Source organism: Lysinibacillus sp. FSL M8-0216 (genome assembly GCF_038595555.1).
Taxonomy (GTDB): domain Bacteria; phylum Bacillota; class Bacilli; order Bacillales_A; family Planococcaceae; genus Lysinibacillus; species Lysinibacillus fusiformis.
This window is the reverse complement of sequence record NZ_CP152007.1, coordinates 2,052,285-2,065,748: the sequence shown is the minus strand read 5'-3', so window position 1 is coordinate 2,065,748 and position 13,464 is coordinate 2,052,285. Positions and strand designations below refer to the sequence as shown.

Below are 13,464 nucleotides of genomic sequence, written 5' to 3'. Positions count from 1 at the left end.
GAATTTTAGAAATTAACAGATTATTTATTTCAAATTAATTCTCTAGTATGGCACAATACTTCAAAATTTTAAATGAACAGCAAAATACAGTCTGATAATAGATAAAGAAGCTTCCCTTAGATGTCTATCTCTAAGTCTGAGAGAAACTTAGGAATCCTTTTACCTAGAATATAACTTACTTCATATGACTATAAGCTATTGCATGATGTGTTCAAATTGTTCAGTACTATTTTGCTCCTTGCAAGGCTATATTCGGTTCCCAGAATTTACTGGTATCACTTAACTAAAATATTGATAAAATGAATTGAATTCTTTCTTTTTCGGAGGCAATATGACTGAAATAATAAAGCAGCCTATAACCATTTCGCTTTCACAACTGGCAAATAATCCCTTTTATACTAGTAGTAATTCTTTCAATTGTAGTATTATTTCAAGCTAGAAATGATAAAGGCTCAACAGCAATATATTTATATATAACGGTTTTATATATATTCATTTATCTACTAGTTGGTTATTTTTACATATCGAATTGATACATTGTTACTGCACAAAATCTTTCAAGTATGCAAAACCACTTTTAAAGAGAGTTTACTAAAAAAACACAACTCCTATTATAGGATTTGGCCCGAATGTGAAAGATCAAAAGCATATTTCTACTTAAACTAAAGCTCTCCTTTAGTTTAAGTAACTTTTTCACATACTTTATTATTTAGCTAAATTAAATAGTTTATATAATAAAAAAACAATACTTTGTTAGCAGCCTTTGAAAAAGAGATCTATCCAGGAGAATTACTTCCTTTCTTTTCATCTTTACTTATTACTTCGGCTGTTAGTATGAACTAGCCTGCTAAATAATCTTATAATTAATTGCCCTAGAATATAAATAATTGAAACAAATACAATGGCGGCATCTCTGCCAAAAGGTTTAAACCAACCTCCATCATCATCTATGAAAAAATAGCCAAATATCAAAGAAATAACGGTCATAATAAAATTCAAGCCAATGAACAAAGGCAATTTAATGTTTCTCGATGAAATACCTACAACAATTATGAACACTAGAAATACCTGAAACAAAAAATCAGCTTGTTGCCTAGCAAGATGACAATTAAATTCGTAAAAATGAAATAAGAAAGGAACTGGAAATAAAGACAAAATACTTTTAATAAACCTCTTCAATTTATATATACTCCCATATTATATTGATAACGAAAACCACCCATAAGTGTAATTTTACACTATCGGACATTTTTTTCAATATGTTGTAGTTTTATTTTTTCCAAGGCTACATATACGGTATATAGGACATTCCTGAAGGTTGAACGTTGCATAATGCCAAGGTACGGTGTACACAAAGTTTGTCGTTAACAATAAGCTTAAAAAGAAAAGGCATTACCATGAGTATGTCCTGTAAAGGTACACTCGCTGATAATGCACTTATCGAACAAAAATTTTTCATTAAGAACAACCAAATACTAATTATTTGTAGCCTCTTTTTCTTCTTCTTTTATAAATTCTTCTGTGTTGTTTATGTCTTCCGAATTCAAATCTTCTGCTGATAAGGTTGAACTAGTATTATAACTCGCTGTATTAAATCCAAAATTTATAGCATGTTGATAATTTTCAGATGTCCCAAAAAAGATATCAAACCAATTAGGAGTTACATTTTTTACACACTTAACATCTCCCATATCGTAAACTTGGAAAGTACTTCTTAAACGAGCGTCAGGGAATGGTAATCCGGCCTGTGTTGTAATTATTGTTCCAGCAGGAAATTTTGTACCCGATAATGCATTCCCACACACTTTAGGGCGAACTGCAGCAGTACTATACATAACTGGAACAGTACCATGATAAGTCAGACTACCCTGATCGGCTACATATGCGGTAACTGATTGATTTACATATGTTGCTGCTAAAGTACTTTCTGAAAGTATAGATGCTCCTAAAATAAATAACATTCCTAAAATTATAGGAATCTTTTTCATATTTGATTCCTCCTGTAAAGGTTTATTTTTTTTCAATTCCTCCTAAATACTCTCCGTTTTTAGGATTGAAATAGATTTCTGCTCTCTTGCCTGTTTTTTGACCTCCCACCCCCAAAAATACATTTTTCTCATCTCTTATTAGACGGAAATGATAACCATTCAAAAAATTATCATTTCCTGGTTCTAATTTAAATTCAGATATGGCTTTTTTTACAACCTCGTTACTATCTACTTTTATATCTTCATCTTTAATAGGCAGTTGTTCATCACTATCTATTACATCGTAACTTTTCAGTTTCCCCTTTTCGATAACAAATATGATACTTAGTCTTTTGTTAGGTAAGGTAATATACCCTTGCCAATTTCCTTTTTTTCCATCTGAACCATTTATTTTGCCATCATTCACACTATTCATAAAAATAAGTTCCGAATTTTTATCGTATTCTTTTGCTATGTCCATCCCTATGTCATATGCTTCTAATAAAGTTATTTCCTTATTGGGTAGTGATTCAAAAGAATCCACTTTATAAGAACCTTTCTCTAGTTCAGTTGCAAATAGTTTGTCCCTTATTGTTAATGCTCCGATAATTGATAGTAAGATTATTAGTAAAAGACCTGGAATAATTTTATATTTCACGGATACCCACCTTCACTTTTACTACTTTTAATTGCTATAGTATTTAACATATGATGGAAATTACTATATTATACTTAAAGATAGATAATATATTATTAATTTATATATTTTTATTAACAACCTACTAGATTTGAACAAGCTTAGTATAGCCATATAAATTGTAGTTTAAAAAAAGAATGATTATTTATAATAAAGTTGGATTAAAAATTCTGTGGGCATTGTTTTTGTTCTATAATTCAGAACTTTCCATAAAGAAAGACGCTTTCCTTATTTCAGAAAGTACCCGATTTTTTAATAAACTTATCCACTTATATTTAATTCTCAATGATGCAATATTTAGTTGCATAGATTGAATAAAAATGTTATGGATGTTTAATATTGAATGATATGATATTTGTAGATAGGTGGAGAGTAGGATATGAAAACTAACGACATCGTAATAAGCAAAGTAATTAAATGGTTGAAAGCTGAGGATAAATCATATCAATGGCTAGCTGAACAATTAGGAGTAAGTAAATCACTTGTAGGACTTATGTTAAAAGGAGAACGTACTTTAAAATCAGATCGCATTGAACACTTTGCCAAGATAATGGGGATCACGACAAAAGAATTGGTTCATTCAGATACAATAACGGAAGGCCAATTAACTGTTAACTTGCTAGGTGAATTATCTAATCGTCACTCTAAGAGAGAATTGGATTATTTATTGTTTGCCATCAATGATTATCTTGGATTAAAAGAGCAGGTCCAGTAGCTATCGAGATTAGGGGGACATTCAAGTGGCTATCGTTTTTTGGTAAGATGCTAGTTATAACTGACATAATTCATAGTTCTTCAACCAAAATAAAATAAGGATTCTAATTTGAATAGAGACCCTTTTTCTGGTTGTCACACTATGAGTATGATGCTGTAACCCGTCACACTCAACACCCCCTATCCTCGTAGGTTTTTGGTTGAATCGGCTACACTAAGTTGGACATAAAAAATAAGGGCTAGTACACTTAGACTACCAACTTAAAGGAGCGTGCTACTATGTCACGTCAACGTCGAACTTTTACATCTGAATTTAAATTGCAATTAGTAAAACTTTATGAAAATGGAAAATCCCGTGCAGATATTGCCAGAGAGTACGATATAACGCCTTCGGCTTTAGACCGTTGGATTAAAAACCATCAAGAAACCGGTTCATTCGCTGCCAAAGATAATCCCTCTGAAGAAGATAACGAACTAGCTCGATTACGCAAAGAAAATCAACGTTTACTGATGGAGAATGATATTTTAAAGCAAGCAGCGCTGATCATGGGACGAAAATAGATGTGATTCGAAATAACGCTCACAAATATTCAGTATCAGCAATGTGTGACGTCCTTAATATTCCGAAAAGTACGTATTACTATCATGCCGAAGTTTGTGGCAAACGTGCGCTAAAAACTGAAGATAATGAGATTTCCAAAGAGATTGCTCGTATTTTCAAAGAAAGCCGTAATAATTATGGTACGCGTAAAATCAAGAAAGAACTAAGTAAATTACCAGAGCCAAAACACGTATCACGTCGTCGAATTGGTCGTTTAATGAAAGGTCTTGGACTAGTATCAAACTATACAGTAGCACAGTATAAGGTGCATAACTCAACATGTAATGAAGGGCCGATAAAAAATGAATTACAGCGCCAATTTGAGCAAAAAGAGCCGTTGGCTGTCATCGTGAGTGATTTAACATATGTCCGTGTCGGAACAAAATGGCATTATGTATGCTTATTTGTCGACCTTTTCAATCGTGAAATCATTGGCCGTAGTACTGGTGCAAATAAGACAGCAGAGCTGGTTTATCAAGCACTAGTAAGTATTAGAGGTAACTTGAACGACATACAAATGTTTCATACAGACCGAGGAAAAGAGTTTGATAATAAGCTCATTTCAAAAGCCCTAGAAACATTTGGAATCCAGCGATCCCTGAGCATGAAGGGATGCCCTTATGATAACGCCGTGGCTGAGGCGATGTTTAAGGTATTTAAAACCGAATTCGCTAACGGAGCACATTTCTCTACTCTTGAACAGCTCGCTCTTGAACTTGATGATTATGTTCATTGGTTCAATAACATTCGAATTCACGGGACACTAGGCTATTTACCCCAGTGGAATTCAAGCAACAGACCTTATAATTTTTGTGCAGTTTAGTGTTGACATACCAAACAATGCAACTTAAATGCAAAATCTAAACCTATAATTTTAAAAATATAAATAGTAAAGGGCTGCCACAAATAATCAGCTTTCACTGACTTTTTGGACAACCCTACTTTTTTTCTATTTTAATTGCATTGTTGTAATGCAAGTGCCCTCGCTTTCATAAGTAGAAAATATCGATTCTACCGTTTTGCCTTTATGCTCCATTTTTATGTTATACGTTTGGTCACGAGGTAGCCATAAATCAATAAATCCATTTGCTAGAGTTTTCATGGTTTCGTCCACTAGCACATTACCTTTTGAGTCTTCAATATAGACAGCTATATCCTTATTAGCCAGCTCTCCTTGGCAACCCGTCAAGCTATGGTTAGTACAAGGGTGAGTTTCATTTATGTAAGGAGCTACAGAAACAAAAAATTCGTCTTCTGGCAAAGCATATGCTGACTCAATTCCTTCTTTATCAGTTACAATCAGCTGGTTTGATGTGATTGAAGCAGATTCGTCTTTTGTTTTGTTCCCGCTATATTCATTCACCAACTCCTTAATATTTTGCATCTCCACTTCTTTTCTAGGGTTATCGTCATTAGTACTCTCTCCATTGCAAGCACCTAGGACAATCGTAGTAAGCAAAGTTACAGCAAAAGCTTTTAATTTCATTTTATTCACCTCTAATTTCCTCATTCTTTCTACTTTGTAAAACGCTGACGACTTATACTATAAACTATAAATAAGAAGAAATTGTGCAGAGGAAAAATAGATTAATGACAAACAGATTTTATTTATTTGAGTATTGGAGACTCAAATCCATTCCAATGAAACAAACGTGACAATGTTGCTGATATATGATTGATTTTTCAAAGTTACAGCAGAAAAAAATTCTGAATATTTAATATTATAATCCTTTCATAGTTTATAAAGAGTATCTCATGATCATTTCCATTCAAACTCCAATGTTTTTAGTTTTGACTCAAATTCAAAGCCCAATTTTTTTGCTAAACGTTTAGATTCAAGGTTTGTTTCCATCGTTGACCATTGGGGTATTAGTCCATTTTTTATACAATCATCTAAATATGCAGAACACACTAAAGTGGCTAATCCTTTATTCATGTGTTTCTCGTCGTATGTTTCAACACTAATTTCATGTTTATTCTCGTGTACACAGCAAGAAAAACATGCACTTACTATTTTATTATCCCTTATGATACAATATCCCAGTCCATGAGTATTAAAGTCTTCAATTGAATACCAAACCTCTTCTACTACTTCAGAAAGAATCCCATCTGGATCGTTCTTAATGACTTCGGTATCAATTTTTTTTATAAGATAATTATCCGGTAAAGGTTTGTATTGCTCTTTTAAAGAAACGAAAGCCTCAGGATTGAATTGATAATACAGCTCATAATCTGGTTCGTATTCTTTATCATCAATAACATTTTCTAATACTTGTTCCCATATCTCATCTTTTATGACTGCAATAAACCAGGTTCCACCACACGATTCATAAGTATCCATTTTTAATTCATTATCAAGAAAATCACGTAAAGAATCAATAAACTGTTGATTAGTCGCATTCCCAATAAAAATACTGCTTATTCCTGTTACATCTATTAGTGCTGTATTGGGTTCTTGCGGATTGTCTACATAAATTGTCCCTCTGTTCATACCATTAATTATGGAATTTAATGTTAAATCATTCTTCTGATCAGGTGTTTGTAGTAACCTTTTTATTTTATAATAGTCTCTTTTATCCAATTTATAAATCATAAAACAGCTCAGCTCCTTTCATAATCTAGATAAAATATTTGTTTGTATTTAAATTCCTATAGTTTTTTTAAGAAAAAAATGCTTTATACAGGCGCTATGAAATGACGTAGCGATGGTACATTTTAACTTGAGTGAATGTCTACTTCTCCCTAGAAAAATCCCCTATGCCTACTGATTTTATTTTTTTATCTGTACTAAAGAAATATAGGGTAAAATCCTTAAATTAAGTCCTTCTAACTCTTTTCATTCTAAAAGTTAGGATGTACTATTTAATATTTATTACCATTTTATAACTTTTTATGAAGTAAAGCTAATAACTGCACGTTTTGATTCACCAATAAATGAGGGAACCTTTTCCAGTATTGATTACTTCGGGGCAGGACTATTCTTTACTATGAATGATGCAAACCCAGAATAAAAAAGACGTCAGGTAGACGCCTTTAATGTTTGATCGATATCCTCAATCAACCTATCCACTTGTTCCTTTGTTATCTTTATGACATATAACTCTGTCTTTTCGATTCCATCTTGAATGGCTAGGTGTTCAGGATATTGATAGTTGTTTGATATCTCTTTGTCCATACAATCACCTCTTCAATGATATATATTCGACATAAAGTATAGCAAACCTTCTATAAAAAGGAAAATTCCCAATACTTTCTCACCCTATAAGCATAAGTATCCACTATTCCTATTAAAACCCAGTCAATTGAAAGAACCAATCCCTTAACGAGGCTATTACTTATCCAATTTTGCCGTTTTTTTAAGATAGAACACCCCAATAGACATAAGGATAATGCCATATACTTTCACCATCCTGTTTCGAATGGCTGTATCCATCGTTGTATTTAGCAGGGCAAGCCCAAAAAATGTAATGAGCAGGCCAATGAGCGTGTGAATGATTCTCATTTTTCTACTCTCCTTTTAATAGGCGATCCCTACTCGCGTTTTAACGAAGTCCTTGCTAAAGATTTGTTGGTAGGCAAAGTAGGCTGTATCGGCTACTGATATTTCACTACCGCCTTCAGGTAAAAAATTGCGCTCCACTCGATAGGTTCCTGTAAATGATCCATCTGGTAAATAGGTTGGACAAACAATCGTCCAATCGACATTGGAAACGCGTAATTGTTCAAAAACGTACTGATGCTCCTTAGCAGCAAACGTAGATTTACGTTTGGATTCCGTTGATTGATATCGAAGAATCGTAGGTGACACTCGACTTTGTAAAATACCCGCAGTGCCAATCGTAATAATTCTCTTTATCTTTTGTTGCTCCATCACCTCAAGTATGAGCGAAATACTAGTAGATAAAGTATCATTCCCATCTGTATTTAATGCACTTACTACTACATCCACATTCACCATAGCCTGTTCGAGATCTTTCTTATTTAAGACATTTCCCTGAAAGATATGTAAGTTCTTATTGTCTAGCTGTAATTTATGGGGATCACGGACAAATGTCGTTACTTCGAGTTGATCTTTTAACGCGAACTCAACAATTTGTCTTCCCACACGTCCTGTTGCACCCAAAACTAATATTTTCATAGACCTTCACCTCTTCATTCCATTATAACATGCCCCCTCTATGCAAAAGAGACACATGCAATATGTGTCTCCCGCTTTCCTTATTTTGTTTCTAATAGCTGAACATTCACTATAAATGCTCCCATATTCTCTTCTTTGGCCAGCTCATGGATAATCGTTTGAATCTCACTTTCTGTGCTTTTTTCTATTTCATTACCATCGTGTAATTGGATGGTGATGATTTGATGGTTAGGAGAATCTACCAAATAGCCTACCGTACTATCTGGTGAATATCCTGCCTTTCGTACCGCTTGTATGATCTTTTGTGTAAAATTAGTCTCTTGTAATTTTTCACTAAACTCTTCCGCATAGGTCGGAGAAGGAGAGAAACTTACGGCTATTGGTAAAGGCTGTTTTTCTACAATCAGCCATGATATCACTACTATAGCGAACATCAGTAAAAAGAAACCTTGTAGCATTCTCTTCATACACTCGCTCCCTTTCACCTTCATATTAACAGGCAGAAATCTAGTATTACCCCCTAAAAACGGTTAGTTATGTACGACAAAGTTTCCATTTTTCTATTCAAAGGGCAAATTACCAAGAACTCTATTTGTTTTGTTCATAGATTAGATGTGTAAGGGTTGCGCGACCAATACTAAAAATTAACCATAAGGGAGATTAAAAGATGCAAGATTGTAGATTTAATCATTATATGAACTGGGGTCAACAAAAAGAGGAATCGAAAAAATGCTGTGAGAAAAAATGTAAGCATACGTGTAAATGCGAACACAAAGATGAAAAATGCCCTGAGAAAGATTGCTGTTCCAAAAACGAATGTAAAGGCTGTATTTGCCATCAATTAAAATGCCTGCCTATTGGCACACTTGTAGACGTCGTGTTAGTAGGTGGTTTTAGCTTAGCTGATGTCTTTTTCATTAGCCTAGATCCTAAAACATGCTGTGCTACATTCTTAGAAGTAGCAGATGTAGGAGCTTCTCCGATTATCATAGATTGCCAACAAATTATTGTCATACGAAGAAGCACAATTGCTTAAAGAATTCTGGAATTGATATTTTCAGATATATGTAAACGGACTATTTATTTGATCTTCTGCCAGGTTAAATCCTGGCAGAATTTATAGTCTTATTCATTAATAATTACTTTGACAATGGGCTCCAGTTTGCCTCGGTACACATCGCCCAAATAATCCACTTCCACTACGACTGCTCTCGGCTCAAAACGCTGGATACACTCAATCAAACGTTTGGTGTTCATTTTTTTCATACGTTGGAAGAGTTTACGAATATCTGACCGAATGCTCCATTCCCGTTGCGGGCAAGAGACCGTAAACGTCGATAAAATAAATGCTACATTTTGTAAAATACCTTCCACTCCCGTAGCTTTTCCATTCACATTACTTAATGCCGTTACTTGATCTGTCATGCTATCAACCTTTCTTCTACGTTCATACTGAAGTTTGTTCTCTTGAAAAAGAGCACTTTGTTATTTATGCTTGTTAGTCAATATTTATGAACGTTAATTTGTTTGTACCCCATAAACTTTTGGATTAAACAAATACTTAGCTGATAGGTATGCTTTAAAGTTTAGCGAGTAAATGCATAATAGAGAACGTAGAGCCAGCTAAAGCAGCCATGAATGATTGCCCATATGATGGAATGATGGACACTCCATGAAATTGTGATCGCTAAAACAGAACCAAAGCCTATACCATTCTTGACGACTGTTTTGTGCTCCATTTTCTTCACCTTCTTTACTTTTTTCATCTCCCCTTCTTGCCGTCTCACCTTATTCCCCTCCTCTATATCTTTGGTTTATGTAACAGCTAACAAGGGCATCCTGAGAAAAAAGGATGTGTGTTGATGAACGTATTCATAATGGTTACCATCATTGTCATACCTGCTCTCATGGTCTATCTTCAGCAAAAAAGTGATAAAATGCGCCTTGTTTTCAATGCATTAGGTGTCGTGTCTGCCATTCTTTTTGGCTATATTGCCGCTACTTCTATAACGCAGATTATTCTGGAGGATGTGGTCTTTATGACAACGATTCATGCTGTTTTCCTAAATCCCATTTTTCTACTGACAGGCGCGTATCTAGGTTTATTTTTCATTCAATACATGATCGATATTACAATCCATTTTAGGGCTAAGCGTTAACGATATTAATAAAAATCACAATAGACGCGCCATGTCTGTGCTGTTGGATTATAAAAGAAATAAAAATTGCCATTATCCACAATATTCAGTTGTGCCTTGGCATCTGAGGCAATTTGGAAGACAAAAGGTGTATCTTCACCAAAATCATAGCCACTTTGACAAAAGGTTGGGTAGCCGCCAATTTTGTGTTGCGGATACATCTCTTCAAGGATGTCTTCAAAATAATTAAGGCCGTCTTCATGCTCCAATCTTAGTATGTCCTCTTCTATTTGTGCAGGAATACCCCCGCCATCCCATACTGGATAATCATTGTGAATATGCTCTACCTGCAGAGGAAAGGCTCGAATACGGTCGTGCTGCCAGTCCCGCTGTACTAGGTTTTCTAAGGTGGTGTAGGCTCTTATTTCAAAATAGATGCTCAAATCATCCTCCATAAGATGATCGAAAATATTCTCATGGACAAATAGAGTTACCAATTGAAACGGCTGTAAAGCTTGAGGTACATAGGGCAAATCTTTCAAAAATAATGTAGCGAGCGGTTGAAAATCGGAAGGTCGATCCTCCTCTAGTAAAGACCATCCAACATAGCCAATCCAACTTTCTAAAAGCTCATGGGTTGGACGGAAGCCACCCGTCTGGAATATTGTCGCTTGCTTGGCTAGCTGAGATTGGATATGTTTAATGCTCATGCGCAAGCCCCTGTTGTCGACAGCAGCAAACCGTTATATGATCATTGACCATACCGACAGCCTGCATAAATGAATAACAAATCGTACTACCCACAAATTTAAAGCCGTCCTTCTTCAATTGCTTACTCATCCGATCACTGCGATCTGTTGTCACTGGTACCTCTGCCATAGATGGCCATTCATTTATGATTGGTTGATGATCGACAAACCCCCAAATATATTCAGAAAACGAGTCATATTTTTCTTGTATTTGTAGAAATGCTTTCGCATTCGTCACAACGCTAGCTATTTTTAATTTATTGCGCACAATCCGTGTGTCTTGCTGTAATTCCAAAAGCTTGTCCTCTGAATAAAGGATAATTTTTTTAGCATCGAAATGATCAAATGCCTCTCGATAGCCCTCTCGCTTTTGTAAAATCGTCCACCAGCTAAGTCCTGCCTGTGCCCCCTCTAAACAAAGCATCTCGAATAAATGCTGATCATCATAGACGGGTACTCCCCATTCTTTATCATGGTAATCTACATATAACGGCTGATCTAGCTTGACCCATGAACATCTTTTCACCGTATAACCTCCCACGTTTATGTATTATTTAATGGCCGTAATACATAGCCATCCTTTACTTGTTTTTTCACTTATATATACCGTTTGGAAACCGGTTTGTTTCAATAATTCTTTCATAGCTGCGGGTGTTTGGAAAGCTTCCATATGGTAATTCATTTTGTAGTACTCGGCGATGACAATAAATTTTCCTCCATTTTTCAATACCCTCCATACTTCCCCAACATCATGTTCCAATGATGGCCAAAAATAATGGGTTTGAAAAGCTGTAATGGCATCAAAAAATTGGTCCTCATATGGTATTTGAGACACACTTGCCTCCTTAACAATCATACTGCCACTTGCGACATTCGCTTCATTCATTTTGATGGATTCCTTTACGGCCTGTGCAGAAATATCGATCCCATAAATTATACCATTGGGATTCAATTTCGATAAATTTCTGAGTGTTTTCCCTCCGCCACAGCCAATATCTAACACAATGTCCCCATCATTGATGGCACCTTGCCGGATAAACCAGCTATTCATGCCACGATGAGTGATATTCATGATACGTAGAGTCCATGAACCCATCCATCCTTTTGGATTTTTTGCCTGTTCAATTAACGATTGTAATAATGACATATCGGTTCCCCTCTCATCAAAATCGATGTGGATTTTATCCTTTTTTTACATGTATACCCTGTATATAATAATAGAAAGCACATCAACGACAGAAACTCTTACTAGTTTGTACGTGCAAAAATGATTTTTGTTTCGTTTTCGAATGAATAGGATGGAGGGACTTTGAATGATTCAACAAGCAGAGCAACAGGATGCCCTGGCAGCTGCCACATTAGCTTTATTGCTGTGGCCTAATCATACAGTAGAGGAATTTACTGAAAGCATGACACATTTATTGAAGGATGACCATGCAGTCATTTTCTTAGCCTACGACCATGACAAGGCGATTGGCTTTGCCCAATGTCAGCTGAGAACAGATTATGTAGAGGGTACGGACTCTAGTCCAGTCGGCTATTTAGAAGGATTATTCGTCATGGATAACTATCGACAGCAAGGCTATGCTAGACAGCTTGTAGCACATTGTGAACAATGGGCCAAGCATATGGGATGCTCAGAATTTGCAAGCGATTGTGAATGGGACAATACCGAAAGTTTACAAGTACATTTACAGCTTGGTTTTACGGAAGCGAATCGAATCATTTGTTTTACAAAAAAATTATAAAAAATGTGATAAAAAAATCACAAGTGCTTCGAATCCTGCACTTGTGATTTTTTGCATCTATATATATAGGTTAATTTAAATATGTATGGTTAGAAATATTACGTTCGCGCTCATCGATAATTAAATGGATCAATAATGCAAGCTGTTGTTCTATTCGCATATTGTTTAGATGTAAGATATCAGCAATCGCACTTTTATGCTTCTCTGCTAATTCAATTTCCTCTAACTTTAAAAGAATTTCCTCTTTTGTCAGCCCAAACATCTCTTATCACCCCCACTCCTTTTTTATTATTATTTTAAACAAATTAAACACACTTCACAAATAACATATAATCATCTTATATATGAACCATTTTTACTAATTATAGGCTAATTCACCGAAACTAATCAATCTATTATCTAAAATTTCTTAATATTTTTTTTACATCAATTCCAAACTTTATTATTCAAAAAATAACATTTACAAGAAAATATACCATTTTACTTCTTATTTTTTTGGAAAATTGCAGTAATTGAAAAGAAGTTGTCTATACCATTATAAAAATAATCAGTCAGTTTGTCGAATAATAGAGTTTTCGCTGCCTATTTATCTCATCGTTTTTGACCCAAACATATTACTTTACCCATAAATATAAAGTTGAAACCTTCTGATGCCTACCGCAAAAAAAGTAATTTCAAAATTGAAACTACTTGTCTTAGTTGTATAATCGGT

Annotated in this window: 19 protein-coding genes; 5 read left to right on the top strand and 14 right to left on the bottom strand. The window is 34.8% G+C overall.

Features of this window, described 5'->3' with window-relative positions:
• Positions 1-1,475: 1,475 nt before the first annotated feature.
• Both MKX57_RS09960 and MKX57_RS09955 read right to left on the bottom strand, forming a co-directional pair.
• Positions 1,476-1,988, bottom strand: coding sequence for a hypothetical protein (locus MKX57_RS09960; protein ID WP_139150934.1), 513 nt, complete (start codon positions 1,986-1,988; stop codon positions 1,476-1,478).
• Between the two features lie 22 nt (positions 1,989-2,010).
• Entirely contained in the window at positions 2,011-2,625 is a 615-nt protein-coding gene (locus MKX57_RS09955) for a hypothetical protein (protein ID WP_089984715.1), read from the bottom strand.
• A gap of 418 nt (positions 2,626-3,043) precedes the next feature.
• Here MKX57_RS09955 and MKX57_RS09950 point away from each other — a divergent pair, with 418 nt between their 5' ends.
• Entirely contained in the window at positions 3,044-3,379 is a 336-nt protein-coding gene (locus tag MKX57_RS09950; RefSeq protein ID WP_089984717.1) for a helix-turn-helix transcriptional regulator, read from the top strand.
• Positions 3,380-3,657: 278 nt separating this feature from the next.
• Positions 3,658-4,802, top strand: a protein-coding gene (locus MKX57_RS09945; protein WP_164908693.1) for an IS3 family transposase whose coding sequence is annotated in 2 segments (ribosomal slippage) — positions 3,658-3,937 and positions 3,937-4,802 — 1,146 coding nt in all. Because the reading frame shifts where the segments join, the coding sequence is not laid out codon by codon here.
• Positions 4,803-4,928: 126 nt separating this feature from the next.
• Here MKX57_RS09945 and MKX57_RS09940 read toward each other — a convergent pair.
• The 6 genes from MKX57_RS09940 to MKX57_RS09915 all read right to left on the bottom strand — a co-directional run bounded on the left by MKX57_RS09940 (position 4,929) and on the right by MKX57_RS09915 (position 8,584).
• Positions 4,929-5,465 carry a CueP family metal-binding protein gene (locus tag MKX57_RS09940; RefSeq protein ID WP_175445522.1) on the bottom strand — a complete coding sequence of 179 codons (537 nt, stop codon included), beginning with the start codon at positions 5,463-5,465 and terminating at the stop codon, positions 4,929-4,931.
• A 273-nt stretch (positions 5,466-5,738) separates the two neighbouring features.
• Entirely contained in the window at positions 5,739-6,572 is an 834-nt protein-coding gene (locus tag MKX57_RS09935; RefSeq protein ID WP_089984723.1) for a GNAT family N-acetyltransferase, read from the bottom strand.
• Between the two features lie 426 nt (positions 6,573-6,998).
• Entirely contained in the window at positions 6,999-7,154 is a 156-nt protein-coding gene (locus MKX57_RS09930; RefSeq protein ID WP_008179775.1) for a hypothetical protein, read from the bottom strand.
• Between the two features lie 156 nt (positions 7,155-7,310).
• A complete protein-coding gene (locus tag MKX57_RS09925; RefSeq protein WP_164908692.1) occupies positions 7,311-7,481 on the bottom strand; it encodes a hypothetical protein in 171 nt (56 codons plus the stop codon).
• Positions 7,482-7,496: 15 nt separating this feature from the next.
• Entirely contained in the window at positions 7,497-8,117 is a 621-nt protein-coding gene (locus MKX57_RS09920; RefSeq protein WP_342550996.1) for an SDR family oxidoreductase, read from the bottom strand.
• 80 nt (positions 8,118-8,197) lie between these two features.
• The gene (locus tag MKX57_RS09915) at positions 8,198-8,584 is read right to left on the bottom strand and encodes a hypothetical protein (RefSeq protein WP_089984727.1); all 387 of its coding nucleotides are present in this window, start codon (positions 8,582-8,584) and stop codon (positions 8,198-8,200) included.
• A 200-nt stretch (positions 8,585-8,784) separates the two neighbouring features.
• Here MKX57_RS09915 and MKX57_RS09910 point away from each other — a divergent pair, with 200 nt between their 5' ends.
• A complete protein-coding gene (locus MKX57_RS09910) occupies positions 8,785-9,153 on the top strand; it encodes a hypothetical protein (RefSeq protein WP_089984729.1) in 369 nt (122 codons plus the stop codon).
• 89 nt (positions 9,154-9,242) lie between these two features.
• On the opposite strand, the gene MKX57_RS09905 is transcribed toward MKX57_RS09910, so the two are convergent.
• Together MKX57_RS09905 and MKX57_RS09900 are read right to left on the bottom strand one after the other, a co-directional pair.
• Positions 9,243-9,542 carry a hypothetical protein gene (locus MKX57_RS09905; protein WP_342550995.1) on the bottom strand — a complete coding sequence of 100 codons (300 nt, stop codon included), beginning with the start codon at positions 9,540-9,542 and terminating at the stop codon, positions 9,243-9,245.
• A gap of 161 nt (positions 9,543-9,703) precedes the next feature.
• Positions 9,704-9,904: a hypothetical protein gene (locus MKX57_RS09900; protein WP_043990650.1), complete on the bottom strand. Its 201-nt coding sequence runs from the start codon at positions 9,902-9,904 to the stop codon at positions 9,704-9,706.
• Positions 9,905-9,979: 75 nt separating this feature from the next.
• Here MKX57_RS09900 and MKX57_RS09895 point away from each other — a divergent pair, with 75 nt between their 5' ends.
• The gene (locus MKX57_RS09895; RefSeq protein ID WP_008179789.1) at positions 9,980-10,276 is read left to right on the top strand and encodes a hypothetical protein; all 297 of its coding nucleotides are present in this window, start codon (positions 9,980-9,982) and stop codon (positions 10,274-10,276) included.
• Between the two features lie 5 nt (positions 10,277-10,281).
• On the opposite strand, the gene MKX57_RS09890 is transcribed toward MKX57_RS09895, so the two are convergent.
• The 3 genes from MKX57_RS09890 to MKX57_RS09880 are packed head-to-tail and all read right to left on the bottom strand — an operon-like array spanning position 10,282 to position 12,151.
• Positions 10,282-10,965 (bottom strand): DUF1963 domain-containing protein, encoded by a 684-nt coding sequence (locus tag MKX57_RS09890; RefSeq protein WP_090001699.1) that lies wholly within the window; start codon positions 10,963-10,965, stop codon positions 10,282-10,284.
• On the bottom strand, positions 10,955-11,530 hold the full coding sequence (locus tag MKX57_RS09885) for a DNA-3-methyladenine glycosylase I (protein WP_043990651.1): 576 nt from the start codon (positions 11,528-11,530) through the stop codon (positions 10,955-10,957). The genes MKX57_RS09890 and MKX57_RS09885 overlap by 11 nt, the downstream gene beginning before the upstream one ends.
• Positions 11,531-11,554: 24 nt before the next feature.
• Positions 11,555-12,151: a class I SAM-dependent methyltransferase gene (locus MKX57_RS09880; protein WP_342550994.1), complete on the bottom strand. Its 597-nt coding sequence runs from the start codon at positions 12,149-12,151 to the stop codon at positions 11,555-11,557.
• 166 nt (positions 12,152-12,317) lie between these two features.
• Here MKX57_RS09880 and aac(6') point away from each other — a divergent pair, with 166 nt between their 5' ends.
• Positions 12,318-12,752 (top strand): aminoglycoside 6'-N-acetyltransferase, encoded by a 435-nt coding sequence (aac(6'), locus tag MKX57_RS09875; protein WP_008179797.1) that lies wholly within the window; start codon positions 12,318-12,320, stop codon positions 12,750-12,752.
• A 70-nt stretch (positions 12,753-12,822) separates the two neighbouring features.
• Here the strand turns inward: aac(6') and MKX57_RS09870 are convergent, their stop codons facing one another.
• Positions 12,823-13,014: a hypothetical protein gene (locus MKX57_RS09870; protein ID WP_008179801.1), complete on the bottom strand. Its 192-nt coding sequence runs from the start codon at positions 13,012-13,014 to the stop codon at positions 12,823-12,825.
• Positions 13,015-13,464: the final 450 nt, after the last annotated feature.